The sequence below is a fragment of the Pseudomonas sp. GW821-FHT09H03 genome (assembly GCF_059415945.1).
This window is the reverse complement of record NZ_JBWKOF010000013.1, coordinates 140,810-165,955: the sequence shown is the minus strand read 5'-3', so window position 1 is coordinate 165,955 and position 25,146 is coordinate 140,810. Positions and strand designations below refer to the sequence as shown.

The window sequence follows — 25,146 nt, the reverse complement described above, 5'->3', positions numbered from 1 at the left end:
AAAAAACCGCACAAGGCGGGTAATAAAATAAGGAACTTGGGATCAAGCGACACGCGTGTAGACCCTCAATCCCAGAGCGTGACCTGTTCCTGTACCGGCGCCGCCAGATCCGGCAGCGTGATCACCACGCCGGCTCGATAGGGTTGCGGCTCTTCGGCCAGACCCTGATTGGCATCCAGCACCGCTTCCACACTGCCCACCAGGTGGCCATAAAAGTTATGGCAGATGGTGTCCAGCAGATCCCCGTCAGACGTTCTGCATGTCGTCGCCATAGCGCCCAAACTCCAGAGTGAACCCTTGTTTACGCGGAATCCCGCCGTGCATCAGCGCGCCCTGCTCTTCCGAGATGCTCTTCAGGCACCAGGTGCCCATGACATCGCCGTAACCTGTGGTCAGGGTCAACGGCTTCAGTTGAGCGCCAATGCTGCGCAAGGTGTCGAGCTGCTTCAGTCCCCCCTTGAAGCCCGGGTAAATCGTACCCTTCAACGTGATTTTTTCTTCACCGATGCCCACCGCCTGTTGCGCCGGCCGGCGCGACAGGCGCTCTTGCGAGGCCCAGCGAAACTCGGTTGAGCGCGACAGTTCGTCGAAGGCCGCCGTGTCCAGGTTGAAGTAGTACGGTTGCGCCTTGGGGTCCTGCGGCTGAATGATCAGCAGGTGTGGAAACGGTTTCACTGCCTCCGGTGCCGGCGTGCCATCGGTAGCGAACGCACTGGTGGGCACGATGTTGGCCAGCGACGGGCTGACCTTGCCGGCAATCTTGTTGATCGCCGTCGCCGCCTTTCCCGCCTGTTCCTTCAACGTCCCCAAGCGCTCCTGTACTTCGGCGGCGGCCCGGGTGGCCCGGCCGTAGGTCGCTACCACTTGCCCGACCTTGGCTTCCGCCGCATTCACGCCGCGCATGACCCGTTGCAGCTTGGCACCGATGGCCGGCCCCACGAACGGGATACTTTCCAGCTCGGACGCGGCGCCGGTAATCTCCCTGATCGCTCCATTGACCGGGCCGAGCATACTGTCCGCACTGCGGCGTCCGGACTCCCCGGCGTCGACCAGGTACTTAAGGCCGGACTGCAATTGCTCCATGTAAGCCATGAGTTCTCCTTACAAGTGGGGTTCATCGAACAACTGGCTCGACGCGTTTTGCTTCGCGACGTCGGCCATCATTCGCTGCATATGCGGCATCAGGTCTTGAGCCAAGCGCTGCGGATCCTTGACGTCGCCTTGCACGGTGACCGGCATGCTCAGGGAGTACTGGAACTGCTGATCCACCTTAGTGGGTGCCGGCTTCTCTGGCGCTTTGGGTTGGATCGCCACCGCCGTCGGCTTAACCGGTGCCGGCGTCGCCAGTGCGCGGGCGACATCACCCAAGGCTGGGTTGGAGGGTGCGGAGCTGGCCGCCATCAGCAGCGCGCTTGGCTCGTTCGCTGCGTTGAAAGATCGTCCCATGCTGGCCAAGCTGGGCACCACCGGCCCCGGTCGAGGCGCCATCAACAACGGTGTTGCCGGTGTTGCTGGCTGTTTTTCTTCGCCACCCAGCCATGACTTGCCCACGGCCCCGCCCAGCGCCGTACCGCCCATACTGCCCAGATACGCACCGACCATCCCGCCAATCGCGGTACCAATGATGGGCACCACCGAACCGATGGCAGCCCCGGCAGCTGCACCGGCCATGGTGCCCGCCAGAGACCCCGCGGCCGCACCGTAACCCTCGGCTTTTTCATCTTTCGTCTCAGCATTCAGGTAAGTGTCGACAGCCATGCTTCCGGCCTCCAACAGCGAGCCGCCCGGGATCACTTTGCCCACCTTGCCAACCTTCCCCACCGTTTCCGCAACAGCGGCCACCTTAGCAATGACTCCACCAGTTGGCGGCAGCGGTACGGGTGGACGCGGCACGGGAACAGCCGGCCGAGGCAACGGCACCGGCGTCCTGGGCACAGGCATCGGTGATCGCGGTACCGGTGTCGCCGGTCGAGGCGCGGGCATCGGTGGACGTGATGGACCTCTCGGCCTTAGCGTCGCGGCACTACGACGCCGCCGCGAGGAATTACTCGGAGCCTTTCGACCCCGGCGCCGATTCTCCAAAGGTCCACTGCCGCCCAGGGCTGCCGCATTCACGACGAACACCTTCCTGACGCTGCCGTCCTCCAGACCAGCTTGCACCTCGCCGCCACCAGCGGCCTCTTTGGCCAGCGACACCACCTTGAGCCCAGTCGCCACCAGATCTAAACCGCCGGCTTTCTTGCCCTCCTGGCCGTCAGCGGTTTCGCTGGCATCAGGCGATCCCTTGAGGTTCGCGAAAGCCTTGAGCCCCGTCTCGACCAATGCCAAGGCTTTACCCGCCTTGCCCTTGGGCTCTGCCCCCGTGGCGGCACTGCCCCCCTCCAACGAGTTGGTGACAAAGACCTTCTGCACCTCGCCGGATTTGCCTTTGCCCAAGGTTCCGCGCACCAGGTTGAGCAATCCCTTGCCGATCTTGAACGAGCTGACCGCCGTCTGCAGCGCGAGCAAACCACCCCCGACCGCCGCAATACCGGTGACCACGCCAGGCGAGCTGTCCGACAGCGCAGTGATGCCCTTGGTCACCTTGGTCAGCGCTTCCGCCACGGTATCCGTCACCGGACGCAAGGCGTCGCCAACGCTGCGCATGGCGTCGTCCATCGACTGCGCCATTTCCGCCCATTTCTGTGACGACGATTCACGCCGCTCGGCCAGGTTTTTGTCGAGGATGCCTGAGGCGTCGCGCGAATCGTTTTTCAACTGGCTGTACAACGCCTTGTTCTGCAGGTAGGCCGAAAGCGCCGCCTTGACCTGCATATCAGCGAACAGGTCACCGGTGCGCAAGGCCTCCTCGAGCGATGCCATCATGGCCTTGGCCTTTTCCGGATCCGCCTCCTGGCTGATCTTCGACGTGGCTTCCGCCATCATTGCCGCCCGTTTCGGGTCGGTGGCCTGGATGTACTTCTGCGCCAACGCCATGCTCGACTCCAGCGTCGACATACCGTTCTGCAGCCCGGTCTGCATCGAGCCCTTGTAATCGATGCCGGCTTTTTTGTAGGCCTGGACGGTGTCGGTCGAACCGATCTTGCCCATCCAGTTTTTGAGGTTGTTCGCCGCCTCGTCGGCACCACCGGCAGTTTTCATCTGCACCTGCAGCATCGCGCCCAGCTGCGTCACCGCGTCCATGCCGGTGATATTCAAGTTGCCCATGTTCGACAGCAGCTCGGGGAACCAGCGGGCCATATCCACTGCTTCGAAGCTGCCGGCCTGTCCCTGATAGGCAATGGCTTCGAGCGCCTGCTGCATCTGTTTGGCGTCGGTGATCTTGGCGTTCTGCCCGAGCGCATTGATCATCTTCGCCGTGTCGGCACCGTTCGAACCCTGACCTACGGCAAACTTGGCCGCGACCGGTGCATACTCCAGCGCTTTGGCCAGGTCCATCCCGGCCCCGACCAGTTGATTGACCACGTCGGCGACGTCATTGCGTGCCATGCCAGTGTCGCGCGAAGTCTCGATGATCTTCTGCGACACCTGCTTTTCTTTAGGATCGTTGGCAATCCCGGCCTTGATTGCGATGTCACGGACAATGGCCCCGAAGTCGGCACTGACCTTGGTCGCAATGCCCACCGTTGCCACCCCGGCCACGGCCTGACCAACCGTGCTTTTCATCCCGGCCTTGCCGGCGTCAATCTGCTGGTAGCCCTTGGCCTTGAGTTCTGCCTTGTTCGCGGTCTGGCCCAGCGAGCGGTACGCCTTGTCCAGTCGACCGACCTCGATGCCCTGTTTCTTCAGGCTGTCGAGATTGGAATTCAGACGACCCAGCAGCTTGGACGCCCCCGCAGCGCCACTGTCGTGGGCTTTTTTCCATTCATCGCGCAGGCGAATGGTGTCGCCAATGGTGCGCTGTAGCACACGCGCCTTGTTGCCTTCCGCTTCCAGGCGCTTGATGCGCCCGGTGACCTCATTGAACGCGGTACCGACCGTAGGACTGACGGCCCCGCCGATTACCAACCCGAGGGAGAGTTTGTTCGCCATGTTATGGCTCCCCTGTGCAGAGCATTACCGGAAGTGGCTCAATCCGTGAGCCACCACACCATCTCGGAGAACGGCATCGATTGAATCTCGGCAGCGGAAAATCCGGTATCCGCCGCGAGACGCTTCGCCACCATCTTCATCACCCCCGGATCAAACCCCGTCGTCTTGCTCCAGGCGAAAATAGCCGGCCTGTAGGCGGTTGTAGTCCACCACTTTCAGGCCCTCCAGATCGGCGATCGCCGCGCCGGCCAGCTCCGCAAACAGCACCAGTTCGCGCTGCTCATCGTCACCGCCTGCTGCCCGATCCGCCGCCCGCACTTCGCGTACCGTGGGCGAGCGCAGGATCAGTTTGTCGATCTGCACGCCGTTGACCTCGCTCGGGCGCGACAGGCTGACCACCGCGTTTTCGGCGGTGACCGACAACCAGGCGGGGAGCGTTTTCGAATAGTCGGCGTGCGGGACCAGGTTCGAATAGGCCGCCTGCAGACGGCGATAGTCCACCACCTTCAAGCCCTCCAGATCCTTGAGCCCCGCCTCGGCCAGACTGGCGAACAGCTGCAACTCGCGCTGCTCGTCATCGTCACCGGCTGCACGGTCGGCCGCGCGGACTTCGCGCACCAGCGGTGCACGCAGCACCAATGTATCGACCTTGACCCCATTGACCTCGCTCGGGCGCGAGAGGGTAATCACCGCGCGATCCGTGTCGATCGACAGCCAGGCCGGCAGCTTATTTGCAGTTTGCATGGTCATCCGGTTCTATTCCCTTAGAGGCCGAGTGCGGAGCGCACTTCGGCGAGTTGGTCTACGCCGTCGATCACCTGAATACCGGCGATCATGTCGATTTCGTACATCACGCGGCCGTCGATTTCGAGCTTGTAGTACACCGGCGCGATCGCGTGTTTGATCTCCGCCGGATCCCCGGCTTTCCAGTCACCGAGGTCGACCTCTTTCAACAGGCCACGCAAGGTAGCCACGACTGCCGTGACGGTGCCCTTATGGCCACGGAAGGCACCCCGGAACGACGCGTTGAACGCCGAACCATCGGCCAGACCGAAGTGCTTGAGCGACTCGCGACGAACGCCCTTGGTGACAAAGGTCGCTTCCATCTTTTCCAGGCCCTGGGCCATCTCGATGGCCCCGGCCATACCGCCGCCTCGGTACTCATCCGTTTTGGTGGTCAATTTGGGCAGGGTCAGGCTCGGCACGTCGCCGGCAAAGTTGACGCCGTCGACGAACAGGTTGGTGTTAAATAGGGTTTGAGGAATCATGTAGAGCGCTCCTTAAGCGTCGAGGACTTCGGTCAGCCACTGGTTGGTGACTTCGATCAGGAAGTTCGGGTTTTCCGCCGGCGGCACGTCGGTGAAGCGGATGCGCCAATACACCTTGCCCTGTTCAATCTGACTGGCGGTGTTGAGCTCGGTGTCGGCGAACACTTCAAAGTTGATGATCGCGCCGGCGTTTTTCTGATCGCGCATGAACGCATCCAGGCCTTCGGTCACATCCTTGACGTAGGTCTTAGTGATCGAGCGGTCGACCGCCCACTTGTGCCCCGCCTGGATCGCATCCATGAGGATGTCGCAGGTACGCACGCGGGTGACGAACGACCATTTCGGGTCGCTGGACAGCGTGCGGTTGCCCCACAGGCGATAACCGCCGTCGCGAATGATCGTGGCGATGAACGCGTTGTTCAGCAGGTTGGCCCGGCACGTCTCGTCGCCGTCGAGATATTCGATCGGGCGGGTGGTGCCAGTGATGCCGACAAACTCTTTGTTCGACGGCGACGCCCAATAGCCGTAGTTGGCATCGGTCCAGGCAAACAAACCCGCGACCCAGGCCGAGCCCGGCGCGTCGACTGTCTCGCTAAGGACGGTATCCCAGTACTGCACCCCAGGATCGACCATAAAAATGCGCCGGCTGCCGAAGTTCTCGGCATATTCCATCACCGCTTCATCGGTGGTGTTCGGGCCATCCACGATGGCGATCGCACGCAACTTGCCAGCCAGGGCATCCATGGCGGTCGCCACAGCCTCGGTGGCGGAATACCCCGGGGCGATCAACAGTTTCGGCTGGGCGTTGTGTTTGCTCTTGCCGTCCAGCAGCGCTTGCAGGCCGGTACGCTGGCCGGACGCCAGAACGCCACCGATGATGGCCGAGGTTTGCAGCGCCTCGTCTTCAAGCTTCGCCACGCCCACCGCGACAATCACCGCTTTGGCGCGCACATAGATGGCCGCTGCCGCCTTGGCGATTTCCGAATCGGCGCCAAACGCGGCAATGGCTTCGCGCTCGGACGTGAGCAACACCAACTCGCCAGGCTGGGCCGTGGCCAGAAGGCCCGGCGTGAAGGTGGCGCACAGACCAATGATTGAGGAGGACGGCAGCGAGATAGTGCGCGCCCCCGTCTCGATCAGCGAAGTCGTGACGCCGTGAAAAAAGGAACCACTCATAGTCAATCTCCAGAAACGAAAAAGCCCCGCGGAAGCGAGGCTGTGAGGGGTAATTGCGTTACGCATAACGGAAAAGAAAACGCCCCGCCAGTGCGGGGCGTTTATTCGTCTTGCTCGGCCTGCCAGGGTGGCGCGATCGGGCGGTGATCAATCAGCGGGAACTCGCCATTTTCCGGCCAGTCGCGTAATTGCTGGCGGTACACCTGCAAGGCGGTGTATTGCTCGGCCGTGAGCGTGGTCGACAGGCCGCTTTCCACTTCGTCCCGGTGACGCGAAACCACACCGTCAGTTAGTGAAAGCTGCAAGTCTCGCCAGATCCGTTCGGCACTCTCCTGATCGGCCAGCGTCGCGACCAGCGGGGCCGCCAACACCGGCGCGCCGTGCACATCCGCCGCAATACGATGGCCGGAGGCTTGCCCTTCCAGCAAGGCGCGGTGCGCTTCCAGGGTGATCGTTACCCCGCCGTTGTCACTGTCCAGGAACAGGAAGCGCTGGTCGTGCTCGATCCACTTGGCCCAGATCATCGGCTCAGGGGGTGTCTCCAGCTCTGGGGCGTCTTGCTCATCGGCCACGATGATCATCCCGGCGCTGAGACCTAGCATCAGCGCCTCATAGTCGGCTTGGCTAATTTCAACACCGCCGTTGTCGTCCTCCGAGTACACAAAGCGCTGTTCTTCATCCGACCATTTCGCCCACATCGTCATACTGAGGTTCCTTTTGCAACGTAGTGACAAACCACCCCGCCAATGTTGCAGCGGCCGTTAAAACCCGAAGTGGTCAGCGAGTCACCCCACGCTGACGTGGTGGTGGTCGAGGCGTTCATGGGGGTGACAATAACCTCATCTGCCCGCCCGAAACCTAGCGGGAAAGTAACCGGCATCGCCGCACCAGGGGTGACGTTGGAGGTGAATGTGCCCCGGCATTCTTGCTGCCCATTGGGCAGTTTTTGATAGCTGATCGCAGTGTTCGTGCCGGCGAACGATGCGGAGTAACGCACCGCGGCCGTGCCACCGATCAAGCGCCACTGCCCAGCGAGGCGGATAAATTCGGCGGTATCTCCAAGCCCAAGAACGATGTTCCCGACCACTCCGGTCACTGTGGTAAGCGTGTCCCCCGCCGCTGGCACCACCGTTACCAAACCCAACCCCGCACACGCGACGGTAATAATCGCCGCCGTCGGCGCGGGGATGGTATTGGTCGCCGGCAGCGTACAACCCAGCGGCGAAGGGTTGGAAAAGCTGGTTAGGCCACCCACCTCGCTCAACGTCAACACGGTGCTGGCCGAGACCGTCAGGTAACTGGAATATTGCAGACCCTGGCGCCGAACGTATTCGGTGGTAGAGAAGGATTTATCGTTGGAGAACTGTGCCGGCGTCGTCCAATTCGGGCCAGACATGACGCCGGCGTATTTCAGCGCGGCCGCGCCGTCGATCAAGCGCCACAAGCTGCCAATGCGCACAAATATGGCACTATCACCGAGGCCAATCGCAATGTTGCCGACGTAGTTCACGGCGTCGATGATGTCGGTGCCTCCGGCCGTAACCGTTAATGTTCCCTGGCCACAGAGAACCTCAACCACGGCGCCGCGCGGAATCAAAGCCCCTGTGGGCAGCGTGGCCACCATTGCCGAACCGGTGGGAGAAGCAAAAGCCGCCACCTTGCCGACGTCCGCCACCGTCAGCACAGCTGACGCCGAGTAGTTGGTGTAGTCGCCGTATTCAACCCCCATGCGCTTCAAGAACGCCGCATTGACCAGTCGCAGCGAAGCGTCGAACTGTGCCGGTGTGTTCCCCGTGGGGTTAACCAGCGCCGGCGAGTCGATCGGGGCAAAGCCCGCCGTCACGTTCTGAAACGTCAGCGCCGTGGTGCCAACCACAATTGCGCCATCGGTGATCAACTGCCAACGGGTGTCGGCCTGGGAGGCGCCTTGCTCAACCGACGTCAGCAGCGCCGAGGTCACTTCGGCATTGGTGTTGGTATCAGGCGCCCGCGCCCACACCGCCGCCGCAGCCAGGTAAATGCCATTATCCTTGGCCACGGCCTGGTTTTTCACCAGCACACGATCACCGGCCGCCAGGGCCACGCCGTCAATAGTTTGAAGCCCGGCCAGCGCGATGTTGGCCGTGGTGGCCGCGCGCACCGATTGCTTGCTGTCGAGCTTGCACAGCTCTTCCATGATCCGCAGATCGACGTATTCACGGGTCGCCAACACCACCGCCGGGTCAATTTTCAGCGTGATGTTGCCGGTGCTGGCCACCATGAAATTCATCCGAACCACTTGCGTTCGGCCCGAGCCTTGCGCCAGCAACGGCTTGAAGCTAGGCGCGCAGTTGGCCACCGCCACCAGATCGCCGTCCGCGTCGTACAGGCCGATTTCGCGAATCCACCAGCCCCCCTCATCGGCCGGAATAATCTGCTCGGCAATGATCACCGCCGCATTGTTCGGGTCGACCCGCACCTGATTCAGTGGCCGGCGCCGGCGCTCATTGATAAGACTGGTTTGCGCTACGCTGGGGATGGGGTCGGTTTCGTTGGCATCCCCCACGCCCATTTGAGCAAAGGTCCAGGCAACACCGAGCGCGTCGGCGTTCGCCTGCTTGGCCATCCCCACATTCGTGAGGGTGGCGAAAAACTGCGAATTCGCATCAATCATAATAAACGTCCAGGGTGTCTATGGAGTGTTCGCGGCCAATCACGCCGAGGGTGCCGCTGACCTCGATGTCACGTATAACCGGTGGGTAAACGTCGATTTCGTCGCCCTCGTAAACGCTGACTGCGACGTTCAAAACACCTTGGGTTTCGAGGCTGATCGCCAAGCTCGTCAGATGCCGGGTCACCGGTTTGGCATCGTCGATCAGGCGTTCCAGCTCCTGATACATTTCCTCGGTGATCCCGGTGTCCAGCACGCCGACCTTGAGCGCGAAGGTGCCCGGCACCCCCTCCGGCACCGTGTTGAACCACTCGACAATCTCGATCAGGTAGCCCAGCGGCTCGACCACCCGGCGCAAGGCGCCGATGGTGCCCTTGTGGGCATGGATGTAATACGACGCCTTGATGGCTGCGCGTTTGGTCGCCTCGCTCCACCGGTAATCCCAGCGATCGACCGACCAGGCCCATGCCAGGTGCGGCAGCAAATGCACCGGGCAAGTGTCGGCGTTGTAAAGCGTGCGCAGCGGGACAATCGTCTTTTCGTAGAACGCCGCTTCCAGAGCGCGCTCCAGTTGCGTGCTATTGCTCGGCAGTAGACTGTTCATGTCAGACCGCCAGATTTACGGTGACTTCGGTGCAGTACGCCGCCTGGGCCTTGGTTAGGGCCAGGTCCACCCAGCCAACCAGCTCAACCCGAGACACGCCGGCGACATGCAGTTGCGCGTCCACCGCCGAACGCGCCACCTCAACCCCCAGGCGCTTGCGCGGATTGATCCAGTCGTTAATGCGTTTTTTTGCCTCGACCAGACTGGCGTCCGCCTCAGGCCCACCACTGCTCATGTGCAAAATGGCATCGATGCGGTAGTCGATAATCTGCGCGCCCTGCACCGTCACGCGATCGGCCACCGGCCTGACATCCTCGTCATTCAGCCCAGCCTTGACCGTGGCCAGCAGCTCAGGACTGGCCACGCCTTTGCCCACGGAACTAAGAACCGTGACCGTAACGTTGCACGGTGACGGACTTTCGGCCGTGGCATCAGTGACCAGACCCGACGCATTGCGTGCGTGCAGAATGTAACTGTTACGCGGGCCGGCCGTGGTCAGCCCTTCATAAGCCAACTGGATACGCTCACGGAACGGGTCGTCTTCTTCCTTGACCTCCGGTACCGGAGGCACTGACAGCGGATCTGCGGCCTGAATGACCAGCCGCTTGAGGTTGACGTTGGCCCCCAGGTGGTCGAGGTCGTCGCCGATGGCGTGTGCCAGTAACAACGCCTTGCCGGCATCGTTGACCCGGGCACGGTTCCCGACCTTGATGTAGGCGCCCACCTCCAACACCTTGGTCACCGGGTCGCTTTCCAGCGCCGCACTCCAGTTATCGCCCATGTGTCCACGAAAGACCCCGAGGCCTTCCTCATACACCTCTTCGAAGTCCAGCGGTTCCAGCACGCTTGGCGCAGGAAGCGACGACAGATCAACGATGCTCATACGTCCACCTCCAACATGACGTCGTCGCCTTGGTACTTGCCGGCGACCTTCAGATTGATTTGTCCGCCGATCACCGAAATGACCCGCACCCGATCCAGCTTCAAGCGTGGCTCCCAACGCCCCAAGGCCCTGGCCGCTTCGGCTTGCACGGAGCTTTTCCAGCCCTCGTTAACGGGCAGGTCGACAAAACGCCGGAGCGAGCTGCCGTACTCTGGTCGATGCCGCCGGCTGCCCAGCGGAGTGCCCAAAATGTCCCCGATGGACTGCCGCAAATGCTCGATGCCGGAAATGGGCTGGCCGGTGTGGCGATCCATTCCGATCATTTTGGTTACTCCGGTAATTGCTCCAGATCTGGATGCGCTTTCAAAAAGGCATATTGGTCATCACCACAAGCAGTGACGCGCCCGGCCACTACGGACAACGTGACGCCGTCGGGCAGAATCAGAGTGCGTGAGGTGAAAAGCTTGTCGCGAAAAACGCGCGGGGGACCGATGGACTCAGCTATAAAAGCAGTAGCAGGAAAACCCAACGGTGCTGGTTTTAATCCTGGCACTGCAATGGCTTCAGCGACTTCGGCGGAAGGGCCATCAGCTCTAGACTTACTCATAAAGCATGCTCCAGATGTGAAAAAACCCGCACTGGGCGGGCTGATAGATATAGAGGGTTGAAAACTACGGACACCTCGCCGTGACAGTCTTTGCCACCGCATCTGCAATCGCGACCGGATCACCACCACTACAAGTGATAGTGATGTTCGTCACTATCGAACGCTGTTCGCGCGGCACGTATCGGCCATGACTCAACACCCGCACCAGCGCTTCAGCAACGTCTTCCGGATTTGCCTCGCGCAAGATGATTGGCCAGCGACTACGCATTCGATACGCGTCGTAATGCTGGGCAATCTGTCCTTCCAACAGCTTCACGATTGTCTCAACGTCAAACGCCGGCTTTTCAGAAATCGGCTCGTCGATCATTTTGACCTCAGTGTGTGTGGTGGTTGCTGTTGCCGGTGGCGTCGATGATTGCGCCGGCACTGGTGATGCCGTTTGTGACGTGCAAGGCGCCGTCGATGGTCACCGCCGCTTTCAGGGTGATGTTCCCGGTCGTCACGTTGACGGCAGCGTCTGTTACGACCACCTCCGTGCTGGCGACCTTGATGGTCACCGTGCCGCTCGGTAGGGTGATGCTGTAGGTCTTAGCCTGCCAGTCGTAGACCAGCGAACCGCCATCATCAAAGCGCCAGACTTCCACGTGGTCGCGGTTGTCCGGCTGTCCACCGGCATCACCGTAGAGCCCAGGAATGAAGGTGCCCATACCCGCCTGGCCGCTGGGGTTGAACAGCACACCCTGTTCGTTCAGGCTCGGCGCGCGCCAGTGACGGGCCTTGCCGGCGGCCAGACTGTGCCAACGCACCCACGCGCTGACCCAATCACCGGCCTGCACTCGAACAGTGGCTGCAGCCAAATCCACACCGACCACTACGCAAGGCATCAACATGGCGGCAATCATGCGGTCATGTTCAGCAAGGGCGTAGCTCATGGCACATCATCCGCTGGGAAAAACTGCTCTTTCGGATCGTGATTGATACCGAACCACAGCGAACCCGGTTGCTCATCAGGCCATGGCCATTGTTGTGCACCGAGGTAGATCTGCTGATGCCACTCCACCAACCAGACGGTGTAGCCATCCAGCTCAGGCCGGGTCCAATCCTGCCCAGCCTGAATGAATACCGCCGGTTCAACTGCCAGCCCCCAAGTCTGCGCCCGCAAAATCACCGCGAGCTGGGTGGCCAGTTGCACGGCCTGCTGATGATGGTGCGCCTTGATCGGGTCGACGACGATACGTGCCTCGAACCTGCACACTAGGGTCGTTTCCCCGGTGCCGATATCGATGCCCGGTTCAATCTCGGCTATCTCCAAGAACACCGCCGGCAGCGCCACACGATCCTTAATATTCGGCCAGGCTGTCACCGCACACACACCCGGTAGCTCCGCCAGCAGTTGTTGCTCAATGGCCCGATAAAGCTGATCCAGGCTAAAAGGCTCTTCCGACACGGCACTAACTCCTCAAGTACTTTTGCAGCTCGAAGTTGAGTTCCTGCTGCAGGATTTGCAGCAAGCGTTCATCCGCCTTGCGCACCCAGCTTTCAAAATGCGGTCGCGCCTGTTCCAAGGACACCTTCGCCTTGGCCAGTGGAAACCGGCTGCCGTTTTCAGCGACCCAACCCGAACTCGGCCCGCCTCCTGAGGACACCGTACTGTCAGGGTAATCTTCCGCATCGAAATGCTTGCTCGCCGTACGGATCCAGATATCAGGCTTGTTGCCGTAGACCTGTTTGAGGAAGGCGCCCTGGTAACGACGCCCAGCCACCGACACGCCGCTGCCAGTCTGCCGCGCTCGGCCGATCCGACTGGACTCGATGGCGTTCAAGCCAAACCACAGCTTGCCGCTCATGGCCCCACCGGTGACCGGGTAACTGCGCAATCGTTGACGCACTGCTGCGACCGCGATGCGCTCCTGCCGACTGACCGCCCGGGCGATGTGCGTGCGCAACCAACCCAGCGTCTTGTTGATCGCTCGACGATGCGCGGCCGCAGCGGCCTTGGGCACCACCTTGGCAAAGTCCTGGAACGCTTGCAGGTCCGCCGACGACGACTGGATGGAGATCATCCCGCCGCCGGCCGACGACTTGAAGTGGCTACCGACGCTCATGCACGCATCCTCAGGATCAAAGCGACCAACCCATCACCGCTGGGTTCCAGCTGCAGCAGGTCATAATCGCCACCGCCGTCCAAAGCAGGTAGATCGATGCTGACCAACAGGCCCTGCTCCAGGCCGTGGGAATCGCTAACTCGGATCTCAAAACGTGGCTCGCGCAACCCGGTGTTGAGCTTGCCGAACTTCGGCTGCAGCCAGGGCGCCGCGAACATGCCGAGGACCGGCTCCTCCCGGCCTTCGATCCGCGCGCTGTCGCCCAGCGTTTCGAACACCACCGCGTCGACCTCGGCGACCAGGTCGCGGAACGCCACGGTCAGAGTTCCAGAAGGATCTGCGCGCGTGGCCGCGTGCACAGGTGCAACGGGTTGGACTGGGCTTCACCGGCCACGCCTTTGTTGAATGGCAGCGGTTCCAGCATGCTGTAGTACGGAATGCCTTGGGTGTTGACCGTTTCCATGTAGTCGGCCGGGGCAAACACCGAGATGTACAGATCCGGCACGCCTTCGGGGATCAACAACGCCTTGTCGTCGTGAACGAAAGACACGCCGGCCACCTTGCCACGGTAGCGCTCCCAGATAATGCCGCCGAACTCGAAGCTTTCACGGGCATCACCACGCAAAGCAGCCGCCTGCTGACTGTTGAGGTAGGTCTCCTTGACAGACTTATGAACGATCAGCTTGTTCCAGAAAGTCTTGCCGCAGAAGGCGCGGGAACTGGTGCTGGTCACACTGCCGAGCGCATCCTCTTGCATGTCCAATGCTTCGCCGCATTTAACCCGCAGTTCAGTGTTCGGATCCGCCAAGCCCATGGGCAGTTTTTGACGCGACACACCGAAGCGATCGTAAAGGTCCAACAGCACCGTCGAACCATCGGCATCGAGGATCAGCCCGTTGAGCGCGCCCATGCGCTGGAATTCATGCGTGGCATCCAACTGACGCCGCGCTTTGGCCAAGCGGGCATTGACCACATCCTGCACCGCTTGGAGCTCGGTGCGCGTACCGAAGGCACGAATGCCCTGGATCTCGTCGGCCTTGATCGTGAAGCGCTCCGGCAGGTGCACGGTGTTGAACGGGATCAGGTTGCGCTTGCTGGCCGCGACCACCAAGCCCGAACCGCCGCGCTCACCGGCCGGCACCAGAGCCAGGGTGTCGCCGTCCTTTTCGATCTGTACGGTCAGGGTGGTGATGCCTTCCTCGCGAAACAGGCCCAGGGCACTGATACGACCCGGCAGGTAGGGTTGGTCATTGAGGGCAGCGGTCAGCGCGGTAACGGTAAACGCTTCGTCGTCAAAAATGGCGATCTCGGCCATGGGTACTCTCCAGAAATGAAAAACCCCGCTCAAAGCGGGGGCATGAAGTTGGGTGATCGACTTAGCGAACGATCAGAAAGTGAGTGGCCAGCGCCTTTTCAGCGTCCAGATCCAACCCGGTCAGATGGGCTTCGCTGACTTCCGCCAACCGCACCACCGCCCGCCCGCGTCGCACTACATCCGACTCGCCCAACGGACCGAAGAGAATGGCGACGGCGGTCTCGCTGCCGTCCTCTGCGTCCGGGGCGTACGGGGCGAACTCGCCGGTGGCCGTTACCAGGCCGAGGATCTGACCTGGTTCCAGCGCGGGACCGGCGGTGACGTTGATCGCTTCACGCGAGATGTTCCCGGTCCCTTCGGACAGCAGAAACTCACCAGCGTGGATCGGTTCTTTTTTGATGGTCATGCTCTTGCTCCTTTCGCGCCATGCGCAGTTCCAGATTGAGCGGCTTGTCGAGCAGCCCAGATCGAAGTGGGATCAGGTTGTTTGGCTTGCACCTGCGGTGCCGGGTCATTGTTCAGCGGCAAGCTGCTATCAATTTCGAAGCCCTTGCCGCTGCTGACGATCTTGTCGAACAACCGCGCTCGGACCGCCGCAACGTCCAGGCCCGCCGCGACATACTCGACGCTGAACTCGGGCAAACGCGCGGCTACACACAGGTCGTTCACGGCCTTGGCACGCGTAAGACCAGCCTGGACGATCTCGTCACTTTCGAGCCTGGTGGAGCTGATCAGCGGCTCGACGAGGTTGCTGATGCCCGACTCGGCGCATCGCTGGGTGATCAACAGGGCCAGCTTGGCCGAGTCGATCACAGGCGGTACCAAGGGTGGATCGTCGAGCTCTAACTCGGGATCGGACTCAGCTGGCTCGTCGAGCTGAGCCAGTAGTTCGGCCGGCGCATGCTGGTAGCGCTGCAACACGGCACCCTGGCCGAGGCAAGCCTTCACCGTGACACCGTCACCGACTTCATCGGCCAGCCCCAGGGCCACCGCCTCATTGGCGGTCAGCCAGGTTTCAGCGGCAACCAGGCGCCGTAACTCATCCTCATCGATGTCCGGAGCCTTCGCCTTGTAGGCCGCAATGATGGCTTCCATCGTCTGATCGAGGACGTCGGCCACTTTGCGGAAGTCTTCGGCATCACCGGCTGCGTAAGTCCACGGGTTGTGGATCATCAGCATTGCGTTGGACGCGATCACAACTCGGTGCGCGCCGCACACCGCCACGCTGGCCGCACTGGCCGCCAATGCGTCAATACGGCCGGTGCAGCGCTCCCCCAAACGTGACAACGCGTTGTGCATCGCCAGTCCATCGAACAAGTCGCCACCGATGCTATTGAAGGCCGCGATCACCGGCGAAACGCCGTCGTCCATGGCACGCAGATCTTGCACAAATTGATTGGCGGTAATGCCCCAGGCGCCGATCTCGCCGTAGACGAAAACCTCGATCACCCGCTCGGCAGCTTCGCCGTTGGCCTGCAACGCGTACCAGGTCTTGTCCTGCACCTGCACGCGTTTACCCGCCCGGTTATAAACGCGTGGCCGCGTCTTCTTGCTCATGATTGCTCCTTATCGTCGACGGGGACGAACGCTTCAAGAGTGGTGTAATTGAGGCCAAGGGCTGTAGCCCGGGCCAGATCGGCGGCGTTTTCGGCGTCGACCGTTTCAGCGTCATAACCGGTTCGCAGGACCATCTCACTGCGTGAGGCGAAGCCGGCCTGCACTTCCATCCGTCGCGCTTGTACGTCCTGCACTGGCTGGATGTAAGCCCAGCCTTGCGGTACCCAACGGGTACGCAGGTACTCACGGCGCCGCTGGGCGTAGTCATCCAGCTTGAGGACACCGGACAGCACAGCCATGTCCATCCAGGCCGCCCTAACCGGGCGGCACAGCTGGTGCACGTACACACTGAACTGCAGTTGTTCCAAACGGCGCCGAAACTCGTTGAGCACGACCCGCAACGCCCGGTCGTTGACCTCACGCATGTCGCCGGTGAGGATCTCGTATGGCGTCCCGGTCCCTGCCGCAGCGGCCATCAGCTGCTGCCGCATGAAGTCGGGATAGTTGTTACCCGCGTCCGGTGGCTTAGAAAACTCAACCTCTTCACCCGGCCCCAACTCCTGCATGGTGCCGGGCTCCAGCGCGACCATCGGCGTGAAGCCGTCGCGATCCATGCTCAGCGGCTGGCCGGTGACCGGGTCTCTCGGCACGGGGCCGGACTCAGGGGCTGGCCGGCTGATAAAACCGGCAAACAGGTTTGCCACTTCCTGACGGAACAGCACCGCGTCGTCGTAGTTGTCGAGGCTGCGCAAGCGCTTCAACACCGGAGACAGGCGCGGCACACCGCGCAACTGGCCCGGCTCGACCGGTTCGAAGATGTGCAGCACCTGCGCCGCCGGTACGCGCACCAGCTGGTTGTAACCCGCGTTCAGCGACGAGGCATCGCGGGGATGCGCCAGGTACATCCAGTACGCCACGCGCTTGCCGCCGGGTGTGAATTCAATGCCGGCCCGAATGAAGTTGCCATCGCGGGTGGTCTCGAACTTGTCATGCGGCACGAACTCTGGGGCCAGAATCTGTACCTGCAAAGGCACCGCAAGACCTTCGTCCAAACCACGCGGACGCAAACGAACAAAACATTCGCCCGAAGTTTCCACTGTGCGGGCCACCAACGCCTGCTGGCCGTTGAAGTCGGTGCGCTCGTCTGCGTCCGATTCATCAACCCAGTCATCCCAGAGTTCCTGCAGCAGTTTGCGCAGGGCTTCGTCGTCGGTTTTCGGTCGCGGCGTGATACCAGTACCGATCAAGTTGCTGACGCGCTTGTCGATCACGTTGTAGGCATACGGGTCATTGCGAACCGCTGCCCGCGACCGTGAGCGCAGATTGCGCAGTGCCGGGGTGTTGATGCTGTTGATTCCGTTGTCCGGCGCATCCCAGCCAGTGGAGCGACGGCCCTCACCGGCGCCTTCGTAACTGGCCTTGATGTTCGACGGCAACACGAATCCGTTACGGGTGAGCGTCGGATAGCGGGCCATTAGAGTCCTTTGCCCCCGTGGTAAAGCCGAACGACGCGAGAGCGCGGCCCGGCCGAGTTCACCAGTGAGGTGCGGATCTCGTCTCGTGCTTTGAGCAGCTCGTCGACGGAGCGGTATTCCACGGTACGGTCGGTGTAACGCACGGTTTTTTCACCGCGCGCGATGGCCGCCTCAACCGCGTCGAGGTGCTTTTGGGTAAATGACATATCAGCGTCTCTTCAGGTAACCGCTGCTGGAGCTGCGGCGTTGAGGTGGCGGAGCGGCTTGTCGCGATGGCACGACGGGAGCAACGGGTTGCGGAGCCGGTTGTGGTACGACAGCGGCTGTAGCCTGCTCGGGATTGCTGATGCGCTCGCCTTGCACGGGCTTGATACCCAACGCTTCGTCGAACAATCCTGACTGCGCCAGAGACTGACGCACCCGCTCCCAGTCGTGTTCCTTGTAGCGGTTGAGGCCCAGGTAATGCGCCATGGCCAGGCAGTACACCATCAGGTCGAGCGCTTCGTTGCGCTCGGCCTTGCCCTTGACCCATTCGATACGCTTGTGACCACGGATGTAGCGCGCCACCTTGCGCTCCGCGACACACTGATCGAAGAAGTCGTCGGGCAAGTCATTGGCGAAGTGCAATGCACCCGGGCCGGCTTCGAATGGATAGCGGTTGTAGATCCAGTCCTTTGCCGTATCGGTACCGACGAACCACAGCTCGGCGCCGTTGCGTTCGGTCTGGCCTTTCCAGGTCACGTCGACCATGGACGGGCGCTGAGCAATGACCGGTTTTCCGGGTTTGCTGGCACCCTTGATGGCGAACACGTTGCGCCAGCGGCGAACGCGGCAGAACTGGTACACCTCATCGGTGTGGTGACCACCAGAATCGACCGCGACTGCAAGAATGCTCAGGCCCACACCGCACGGATGGCGGTACTTGGCCTTGAGCAATTCGTCCAATGCGGCCCAGGTGCGCTCATCGGCGGGGTCGCCCGAGACGATCTGGTAATCGATGACCCAGCGCTCCATGCCAACGCCCCAGCCCATGGCCATGAACTCCAGGCGATTGGCCTGTACGTCGACGGCACCGGTGATCATCAGCACCGCCGCCGGCATCGACCCCAGCCCGAAGAGTTCCAACCGTGCCCGTTTGCGCAAGGTATCGGCCTTGGTTTGCTCCTGCGCGCTGTCCCAAACCTTCGCCAAACGGGTGTTGTAAAACACCTGCATCGGTTCCAGATCGCCTTTGGCCTGGGCCTTCTTGGCCTTCTCGAATTGCTTGGCTAGCGACTTCCAGTCCATCCAGCCAAGCGGCGAATACAGCGCGTTGAGATGAAAACCCACTGTTTCACCATCGCCTTCGGCGTGGGCACGCCACTCGCCGTTGGTGAGCATTTCCCCCTTGTGGAACTCCTCGATCAGCACGTCGCAGTCAGGACCAGCGCACTGATAGTGCACCACGCTGTAATCCTTCGAGTAATGCAGACGCTCCCATTCTAGGGTTTGCATGTAGCCGCAGCTCGGACACGGCACGTAGTAGTGACGCTGGTCACTGCCGTCGAACAGGTCGGAAATTCGCGACGCACCCTTGATCGTCGGTGAGCTGGAGAAGTAGAACTTGGCGTTACGGCCGAAGGTACTGCCCCGAGTTTCCGCCAGCTCGATAGGATCGCCCTCCTCGCCAATGTCTACCTCCCAGCGATCAATCTCGTCGCCGTACACGTAGCGCGCCGACAGTTCCGAAAGGTTGGCCGCCGAGCCGGCGGTGGTGACGTACAACGTCCCACCCTCAAACTCCTTGGTGTCCATGGTATTGCGCGAGTCCCGAGAGCGGTTGGCCGCGACACGCTCGCGCAATACCGGTGTCGCCTTGATGGTTTTGCCGATCCGCGACGACACCCGCTTGGCCAGACCCAGACTGGGCAACAGCGCCAGGATGTTCGACGGCGCCATGTGCATCAGGCCACCGATCCAGTTCAGACCAATCTGGGTTTTCATCAGCTGCGACGCGACCATGGTGATTACGCGCTTGCAGGGGTGAGCCGGCGACAGGCACCGCATGGGTTCGCGGGCATACGGTGTCCGCGAGGTCCGATACTGGCCGGGCTCAGCGGCGCCGGTGTCACGCGGAATGCGCATGTACTCATCGGCCCACTGATCGATCCAGACATCCGGGTCGGGCCGCAGCCCACGGAAATACGCCTCGCGGTACACCTCTGCACCGTCAGGAATGTCCGTGGGCATAAGGTCAACTCGTAGTTAGTGCGTGTTCCAGGTCCGCTGAAGAGATGCGCTCGGCATCCTCCAGCGCGCGACGGATCGCCGCCGTCAGGTGTTTTTCGATTTCCCAAGGGTCGGTCATGGAAGCCAGTTCGGGTGCCAGCTGTGGAGGCATACCCAGCAACTGATCACGGAGCATCCGACCAGCGTTGTAGGCTCCGGTATGGACCGCTGACGCCGACACCAGTGAACCCTTGGCCTTGTGCAACTCGATCTCGGCGAGCTGGGCCAGGTTGTGTTCGCGCAGTGCGCGCGCTTTCTGGAAGTCCGGCAATTGCCCGGTAGGGACAATCACTGGCGGCGGCGCAGCCGTTGAAGTCGGCTCGACCTGGCTGGACAGCTGGCTGTACACGTCACGCTGCAGCCGATCTTGGTGATGCCGATCAGCAACGGCGGCCTTGCTGGGGTCAGCGGTGTCGCGAATCAACGCTTCGCTGGCCGTGACATCGACCTGTTTGCCGTCGGCGGTGAGTACCAGACGGTTGTTGTTTTTCAACCAGGTGATGTAGCTGGGCGCCCTGCCGATCCGAGCCGCGAAGGCGCTCTTTGACAGGTACATTGGTTCTGTCATAAGCCCTCCTTTTCAACGGCTTTTCAATGCAAACCTTTCAATTTCAATGGATTGAATTTCAGTAAGCTGGCAACCCTGCCGCTAACACTTTCCCGCGGGTTTCCGACCCCGTACCCCCCGGAAAACCCCAGGGTCCCCGGTGATTTTCGGAGGCCCGGGCCGGAAACATCACCCCTGTTCACCGCCGGTGGGCGGCACTTCGCAGACGCCCAGCCGCTTCGCCGCCCAGCGCTCGTAAAGGCCGATGGCAACATCGGCGCCAGCCATCGCGGTCAGACAACCCAAGCTGCCCGCCGCCCAGATCGACATGCCGGCAGCGATCATCAACATCATCGCCGACACCCCACAGGCAATACAGGCACCCGACCGTAGCGCCAGGCGTCGCAACAGCACCCAGCCCCGCGCCCCATCCTTGTCGGCTCGCCACATCTCGCCCGATACGCCGCCGACCAAGGCCAGGACGATCACTAACCAGATTGGCATCTCTGCCAGCGCTTGCTGCTCGTTCGTCATCGCCCTACTCCATAAACGCAAAAACCCGGCGCAATGGCCGGGTTTGGTGTGTGGTGCCTACCGCTCTCTGCGGTCGCACCTATCGAAGATGACTACTTTTTACAGGTGGATTCCGGTGGCAGCAACCCCACTTTAATGCCACCCGGTGAATGTCTGGGCTACGTCTAGGCAATGTCGGTGAATATCTTTATTTCGGCTTTCAGCGCCTCTGGCGCTGTCCTACCTGTCCCACTATTCAGAGTCGAAGTAGGACAGCTACAGCCCCTTAAATTCGGGACTCTGCCCTACTGTCCTACCTTACTTAACTTTTCCTTGTGTATAGAAAGAAAGCTAAAAGCACGCGTGCGCGCCATGGGCGCGACTACGTGCCCGCTATGCTTACGTGTGCATGGTGCGAGCAAAGGTTGGACAGTAGGACAGCCCAGCAACGGCGCGGCCTGCACTTGTCCGACCGCATTAAATGGCAGTCGGACAAGGCCGGACAGTAGGACAGGGGTATGCGGAGTGACGCCAGGGGTCATGCAGCCTTCCCCATCAACAGACCTGCGATGTGCAGGTGCGCTTCATGCAGACGCTGATAATAGGTATCGCGACTGCAACCGCAATGGGTGTACTTCTGCGACAGAAAGCTTTCGTGGTTGCAGTAGTGCTCCCACACCACCACCGACAGCTGCGCCGGCAAATGCTTGTTGACGATCAGCTCGATATCCACCGACTCATCCAACAGCACTCGACTACCCCGCGTGCCACGTATCAGCTCACCCTTGCACTCCATCAGCATGGCAATCATGTTGCCCCCACTCGCTCCACCATAGGTTTCAGGAATCGGCGAGTGCAGATCCTGCGCCCAGAGCTTGAGCATCTCATCGATTCGCTTAATCAAAGCAAGGCTCCTCTACCACCGCCTGCTGCAATGCAGACGCACGCCCCCACGTTGCAGGCTTCTGATAGGCCCACTGGCGGACACCGCTTTTCGCCAACGCTGGCATACGTTTCTTGCGCCAGCCCAGCCGATGCATGATCGCGCCGACCCGCATCTGTTCAGGCTTGCCCCAATGACCGAAGTCCAGTTTGAGGGCCTGGGTCAGGATCTCGTTGCCGGTGGCGGTCTCGCCGAGCTGCGACTCTTCCAACCAGGTCAGGATCGGCCCTTCCCACTCGTCCACTACAAAGCGCTCGTCCTGTGCCTCGGCGAACATCCATGACTCGTCCTTCGTCACCCACCAGATATCGCCAGCCTCGAAGCAGAACACCGCTTCAGCCCAGAGCTGATCACGGATCTCGCGCAGCTGCTCCAAGTCGACCTTGTTGCAGAACACCGGCCAGTAACGTCGGTTACCCGTGGCGTCCTTGAGGTATTCCTCTTGGTTGGTGGTACCCACAAACACACACTGGCGTGGCACGTCGTTCGTTCTGCGGCCGTAGCTCTCGCGGTAGGTGTCGGTGGACGCCGAGAAGAACTGTTTGGCCTTGGTGCTTTCGGCCTTGTTGAAGCTGTCAAGCTCCCCCAGTTCGACAATCCACTTGCCGCGTATTGCCTGGAAACTGTCCTTGTCGCCAAGGGCAAAGGGCGTGTCCATGAACCACTCACCGCCGAGAATGCCCATGGCGGTGGACTTACCTTCTCCCTGCCCACCCTCGAGAATCATCACCGAGTCGGCCTTGCAGCCTGGGCGCATGACCCGGGCCACCGCAGAGATAGGCCAACGCTTGCCGACCTTGGCCGAGTATTCGGTAGCGTGAACACCCAACACGTCGGTCAGCCAAGTTTCCAGCCGAGGGACACGGTCCCACTCCAACTTCTCCAGGTACTCACGCACCGGGTGAAAAGAATGGTCGTGGGCAACCACGCTGACCGCCTCGATCACATGGGATGCCTTAACCCGCAGGTTGTATTGCTGCGCGAGCCACTTCATCACCCGCATGTCATCGATGTCGGCCCAATCCCCGGCCCCGCCGCCGAAGGGGGCGGATCGCAGCTTGACGATCTTGGAACTGAACACGCTATAACCGATGACGCCGGCCCAACGTTCGTCATTGCCCAGAATCAGCTCGACGTTTTGCATATGCGCAATCAGGGAGCCGTTTTCGGTGCGGGCCAGTTGATCCTTCCAACCACCAGCAGCAGGAGGCTTGACCACCGCCAACACCTGGCGGCGGACAGCCTCCAAGCCTTCGGCAATATGCAGATCGTTGAAGTCGGTCCACTTGATCTCACGCTCGCCCGAGAAGACGGGTCCGACCACCTGGCCACCGACGATCAACGCGGCGTTGTTGGCCTTTTCTTCACCTGGGTTCCAAGGCTCGCCATTGGGGCGTTTGGTTTTCCAGTCATCGTCTCGGCAGAGGATCAATGGGCAACCGGGGAAACGCTCGCGCATGGCCTTGGAGACCGGCAGCAGGTTGCCCGCATCGAATGCGATAGCGACTGTCAGCGACGTGGCCATGTGCAGGCTAGCGCCCGTGGCATAGCCCTCACATACCAGCACCGGCTCCCCCGGTTCCGGGTGCGGGCCAATCAGATGGAACGCGCCTTCCTTCGACATGCCGGCGGGCCAGTAGGCCTTGTCGCGCCCGGTGTCTTCTTGCTTTGCCGGGAAGATCACCTGCAGGCCTACGATTTGATCTCGCACGTTGCACATAGGCACTAAAAATGCGCCGGTTCGTGGCGCATAGCGAACTTTGAATCCAACGATTTGCTTTCGATCCAGATAGGCGCTCTTACCCTTCTCAGGCATGCGCTTGAACAAACCTGCGGCACGGTTGGCCGCACGCCGTGCAGCGTTGGCCGCGATCTCAGCAGCCTTGCGCTTTGCCTCCTCCTGACGAGCGCGCATGACTTCGCGCTCTTCGGGGCTCATACGCCCGGCCTTGACCTTAACTTTCTGGGTCTCACCGGAACGCCAGTCACCGAAACTACCGAAGATCAGTGTTTCGTTTTTTTCGGTGCGGTGCTCATGAAGCACATACCAACCGTTTTTTTCCTTGCCCTTGTCCTGGGAGGTTTTGCAGCGGGTCAGTTTGCCGAATACCAACGGCTGCTCAGGTTCGAGTCCGTAATCTGCGAATTGCCCCATAACCTCATCGAGCATGGCGGGCCTCCCGCGACTCGACAGCGGACTGACAAATAACACACAGATCGCAACCCGACAGGGCAAGTCGGCGAGCCTCTGGGATAGGGTCGTCGCAACTTACGCAAAAAAGGAAAGAATGCGTCGCCAACACAGGTTTGGCTGCGTTATGTGCAGCAAGGGCTTGATCAAGTCGCTCCTGCACCAGGTCATTCGCGAAGTCGGCGATATCAGCCATGGTCAGTACCCCGCGATTTCTGATTGACGTACGAGGCGCGGTTGAACATTCCCAGAAGTCCTTGGATGCCGCGAAACACTTGCTGACGTATTTCAGCTAACTCACCGTCATCCACCTTGCCGTCGCCAATGCTTTTGGCCCAAACGACAGTCAGATCGGCCACTTGGCGAAGATAAACAGCGATGCCGGTGGTCAAGGTTTCGGACATGTCGTCGGTATAGGCTTCGGCCAACTCCTGCCAGACCGTGTCGCCGACCAGCGCATGCACGGCATCGAGAATGCGGCGGTCCTTGGTCAGCTCCAGGATCTCGCCGAACTCTTGGATGTTCACAGAGTGACTGGGATGGGTGGGAGAAAGTTTGTGTTGCAGCGTGGTGGGGTTCCGGCCGGTGGTGGCGGCGATGGCAGCGGCGCCACCCGGGTAATCCCTTGCGGCATGGTAAAGCGCGAGGTCGAGCGGCAGAACTTCCCGCTGTGCCCGCTCAACAGAACTTAGAGCGATACGGCTCATGGCATTAATCCTTATAAGTTGCCAGTGCCGCGCGACATGCAGTGGTGATACATTTGCCGCGTGGCTTGAAAGGGCCCAAACGCCGGCTAGATCTTCAGGATCAACACCGGCACCGTGCCGAGGCAAACGATCCGTCGTTTACCTCTGGCGCAACAGCTGCCCTATCTGTGGTGGAAAAGGCAGCAACACGAGGCATCCGTGCCTTGGCAACGCGATAAAGGTTGGCGGTTTTGCATGTGGTGTGCCCGCCTACCTTTATTGCGACCCGACAGCACTGTGGTGGTGTGTGCCGGGAGGAACTGGGC

Annotated in this window: 28 protein-coding genes and 2 pseudogenes; all 30 read right to left on the bottom strand. The window is 61.1% G+C overall.

All coding sequences use genetic code 11. The annotated features are described in order from the left end of the window. Positions 1-65: 65 nt before the first annotated feature. A complete protein-coding gene (locus AC07OG_RS19535; RefSeq protein ID WP_495067830.1) occupies positions 66-272 on the bottom strand; it encodes a tail protein X in 207 nt (68 codons plus the stop codon). Beyond that, complete coding sequence (locus tag AC07OG_RS19530) at positions 247-1,092, bottom strand: phage tail protein (protein WP_495067829.1); 846 nt, start codon at positions 1,090-1,092, stop codon at positions 247-249. The genes AC07OG_RS19535 and AC07OG_RS19530 overlap by 26 nt, the downstream gene beginning before the upstream one ends. A 9-nt stretch (positions 1,093-1,101) precedes the next feature. After that, positions 1,102-4,032: a phage tail tape measure protein gene (locus tag AC07OG_RS19525; RefSeq protein WP_495067828.1), complete on the bottom strand. Its 2,931-nt coding sequence runs from the start codon at positions 4,030-4,032 to the stop codon at positions 1,102-1,104. 150 nt (positions 4,033-4,182) lie between these two features. After that, positions 4,183-4,416, bottom strand: a pseudogene (locus AC07OG_RS19520) (phage tail assembly protein); the annotation flags it as partial. A gap of 75 nt (positions 4,417-4,491) precedes the next feature. Beyond that, positions 4,492-4,776: pseudogene (locus tag AC07OG_RS19515) on the bottom strand (phage tail assembly protein); the annotation flags it as partial. A 20-nt stretch (positions 4,777-4,796) separates the two neighbouring features. Beyond that, positions 4,797-5,300, bottom strand: a complete 504-nt coding sequence (locus AC07OG_RS19510) for a phage major tail tube protein (RefSeq protein ID WP_495067827.1) — start codon at positions 5,298-5,300, stop codon at positions 4,797-4,799. Between the two features lie 12 nt (positions 5,301-5,312). Next, the gene (locus tag AC07OG_RS19505) at positions 5,313-6,476 is read right to left on the bottom strand and encodes a phage tail sheath subtilisin-like domain-containing protein (protein ID WP_495067826.1); all 1,164 of its coding nucleotides are present in this window, start codon (positions 6,474-6,476) and stop codon (positions 5,313-5,315) included. Positions 6,477-6,577: 101 nt separating this feature from the next. Next, positions 6,578-7,180 carry a tail fiber assembly protein gene (locus AC07OG_RS19500; protein WP_495067825.1) on the bottom strand — a complete coding sequence of 201 codons (603 nt, stop codon included), beginning with the start codon at positions 7,178-7,180 and terminating at the stop codon, positions 6,578-6,580. Continuing rightward, positions 7,177-9,129, bottom strand: a complete 1,953-nt coding sequence (locus AC07OG_RS19495) for a phage tail protein (RefSeq protein ID WP_495067824.1) — start codon at positions 9,127-9,129, stop codon at positions 7,177-7,179. Before AC07OG_RS19495 ends, AC07OG_RS19500 begins: the two co-directional genes overlap by 4 nt. After that, entirely contained in the window at positions 9,122-9,730 is a 609-nt protein-coding gene (locus AC07OG_RS19490; RefSeq protein ID WP_495067823.1) for a phage tail protein I, read from the bottom strand. Before AC07OG_RS19490 ends, AC07OG_RS19495 begins: the two co-directional genes overlap by 8 nt. Before the next feature lies 1 nt (position 9,731). Then, positions 9,732-10,613 (bottom strand): baseplate assembly protein, encoded by an 882-nt coding sequence (locus AC07OG_RS19485; RefSeq protein WP_495067822.1) that lies wholly within the window; start codon positions 10,611-10,613, stop codon positions 9,732-9,734. After that, positions 10,610-10,936, bottom strand: a complete 327-nt coding sequence (locus tag AC07OG_RS19480) for a GPW/gp25 family protein (protein WP_495067821.1) — start codon at positions 10,934-10,936, stop codon at positions 10,610-10,612. The genes AC07OG_RS19485 and AC07OG_RS19480 overlap by 4 nt, the downstream gene beginning before the upstream one ends. 5 nt (positions 10,937-10,941) lie before the next feature. Then, complete coding sequence (locus tag AC07OG_RS19475; protein ID WP_495067820.1) at positions 10,942-11,220, bottom strand: hypothetical protein; 279 nt, start codon at positions 11,218-11,220, stop codon at positions 10,942-10,944. Positions 11,221-11,284: 64 nt separating this feature from the next. Next, the gene (locus AC07OG_RS19470; RefSeq protein WP_495067819.1) at positions 11,285-11,587 is read right to left on the bottom strand and encodes a hypothetical protein; all 303 of its coding nucleotides are present in this window, start codon (positions 11,585-11,587) and stop codon (positions 11,285-11,287) included. A gap of 7 nt (positions 11,588-11,594) precedes the next feature. After that, positions 11,595-12,152 (bottom strand): phage baseplate assembly protein V, encoded by a 558-nt coding sequence (locus AC07OG_RS19465; protein ID WP_495067818.1) that lies wholly within the window; start codon positions 12,150-12,152, stop codon positions 11,595-11,597. Next, positions 12,149-12,667 (bottom strand): hypothetical protein, encoded by a 519-nt coding sequence (locus AC07OG_RS19460; protein ID WP_495067817.1) that lies wholly within the window; start codon positions 12,665-12,667, stop codon positions 12,149-12,151. The genes AC07OG_RS19465 and AC07OG_RS19460 overlap by 4 nt, the downstream gene beginning before the upstream one ends. 4 nt (positions 12,668-12,671) lie before the next feature. Further along, positions 12,672-13,325: a hypothetical protein gene (locus AC07OG_RS19455; protein WP_495067816.1), complete on the bottom strand. Its 654-nt coding sequence runs from the start codon at positions 13,323-13,325 to the stop codon at positions 12,672-12,674. Next, positions 13,322-13,642, bottom strand: a complete 321-nt coding sequence (locus tag AC07OG_RS19450; protein WP_495067815.1) for a head-tail joining protein — start codon at positions 13,640-13,642, stop codon at positions 13,322-13,324. The genes AC07OG_RS19455 and AC07OG_RS19450 overlap by 4 nt, the downstream gene beginning before the upstream one ends. A 2-nt stretch (positions 13,643-13,644) precedes the next feature. Next, positions 13,645-14,640 carry a major capsid protein gene (locus AC07OG_RS19445; protein WP_495067814.1) on the bottom strand — a complete coding sequence of 332 codons (996 nt, stop codon included), beginning with the start codon at positions 14,638-14,640 and terminating at the stop codon, positions 13,645-13,647. Positions 14,641-14,701: 61 nt separating this feature from the next. Further along, positions 14,702-15,046: a head decoration protein gene (locus AC07OG_RS19440; RefSeq protein ID WP_495067813.1), complete on the bottom strand. Its 345-nt coding sequence runs from the start codon at positions 15,044-15,046 to the stop codon at positions 14,702-14,704. Then, entirely contained in the window at positions 15,043-16,197 is a 1,155-nt protein-coding gene (locus tag AC07OG_RS19435; RefSeq protein ID WP_495067812.1) for a head maturation protease, ClpP-related, read from the bottom strand. Before AC07OG_RS19435 ends, AC07OG_RS19440 begins: the two co-directional genes overlap by 4 nt. After that, a complete protein-coding gene (locus AC07OG_RS19430) occupies positions 16,194-17,672 on the bottom strand; it encodes a phage portal protein (RefSeq protein ID WP_495067811.1) in 1,479 nt (492 codons plus the stop codon). Before AC07OG_RS19430 ends, AC07OG_RS19435 begins: the two co-directional genes overlap by 4 nt. Then, the gene (locus tag AC07OG_RS19425) at positions 17,672-17,878 is read right to left on the bottom strand and encodes a phage head-tail joining protein (RefSeq protein ID WP_390959284.1); all 207 of its coding nucleotides are present in this window, start codon (positions 17,876-17,878) and stop codon (positions 17,672-17,674) included. The genes AC07OG_RS19430 and AC07OG_RS19425 overlap by 1 nt, the downstream gene beginning before the upstream one ends. 1 nt (position 17,879) lies before the next feature. Next, positions 17,880-19,901 (bottom strand): phage terminase large subunit family protein, encoded by a 2,022-nt coding sequence (locus AC07OG_RS19420; RefSeq protein WP_495067810.1) that lies wholly within the window; start codon positions 19,899-19,901, stop codon positions 17,880-17,882. Between the two features lie 4 nt (positions 19,902-19,905). After that, on the bottom strand, positions 19,906-20,508 hold the full coding sequence (locus AC07OG_RS19415) for a terminase small subunit (protein WP_495067809.1): 603 nt from the start codon (positions 20,506-20,508) through the stop codon (positions 19,906-19,908). A 168-nt stretch (positions 20,509-20,676) separates the two neighbouring features. Then, positions 20,677-21,021, bottom strand: a complete 345-nt coding sequence (locus AC07OG_RS19410; RefSeq protein ID WP_489372147.1) for a phage holin family protein — start codon at positions 21,019-21,021, stop codon at positions 20,677-20,679. A gap of 517 nt (positions 21,022-21,538) precedes the next feature. Then, positions 21,539-21,904 (bottom strand): PA0613 family protein, encoded by a 366-nt coding sequence (locus AC07OG_RS19405; RefSeq protein WP_407514023.1) that lies wholly within the window; start codon positions 21,902-21,904, stop codon positions 21,539-21,541. After that, entirely contained in the window at positions 21,897-24,113 is a 2,217-nt protein-coding gene (locus tag AC07OG_RS19400; RefSeq protein WP_495067808.1) for a VapE domain-containing protein, read from the bottom strand. The genes AC07OG_RS19405 and AC07OG_RS19400 overlap by 8 nt, the downstream gene beginning before the upstream one ends. Then, on the bottom strand, positions 24,103-24,330 hold the full coding sequence (locus tag AC07OG_RS19395; protein WP_495067807.1) for a TraR/DksA family transcriptional regulator: 228 nt from the start codon (positions 24,328-24,330) through the stop codon (positions 24,103-24,105). Before AC07OG_RS19395 ends, AC07OG_RS19400 begins: the two co-directional genes overlap by 11 nt. Continuing rightward, positions 24,323-24,841: a phage regulatory CII family protein gene (locus tag AC07OG_RS19390; protein ID WP_495067806.1), complete on the bottom strand. Its 519-nt coding sequence runs from the start codon at positions 24,839-24,841 to the stop codon at positions 24,323-24,325. The genes AC07OG_RS19395 and AC07OG_RS19390 overlap by 8 nt, the downstream gene beginning before the upstream one ends. Between the last annotated feature and the right edge of the window lie 305 nt (positions 24,842-25,146).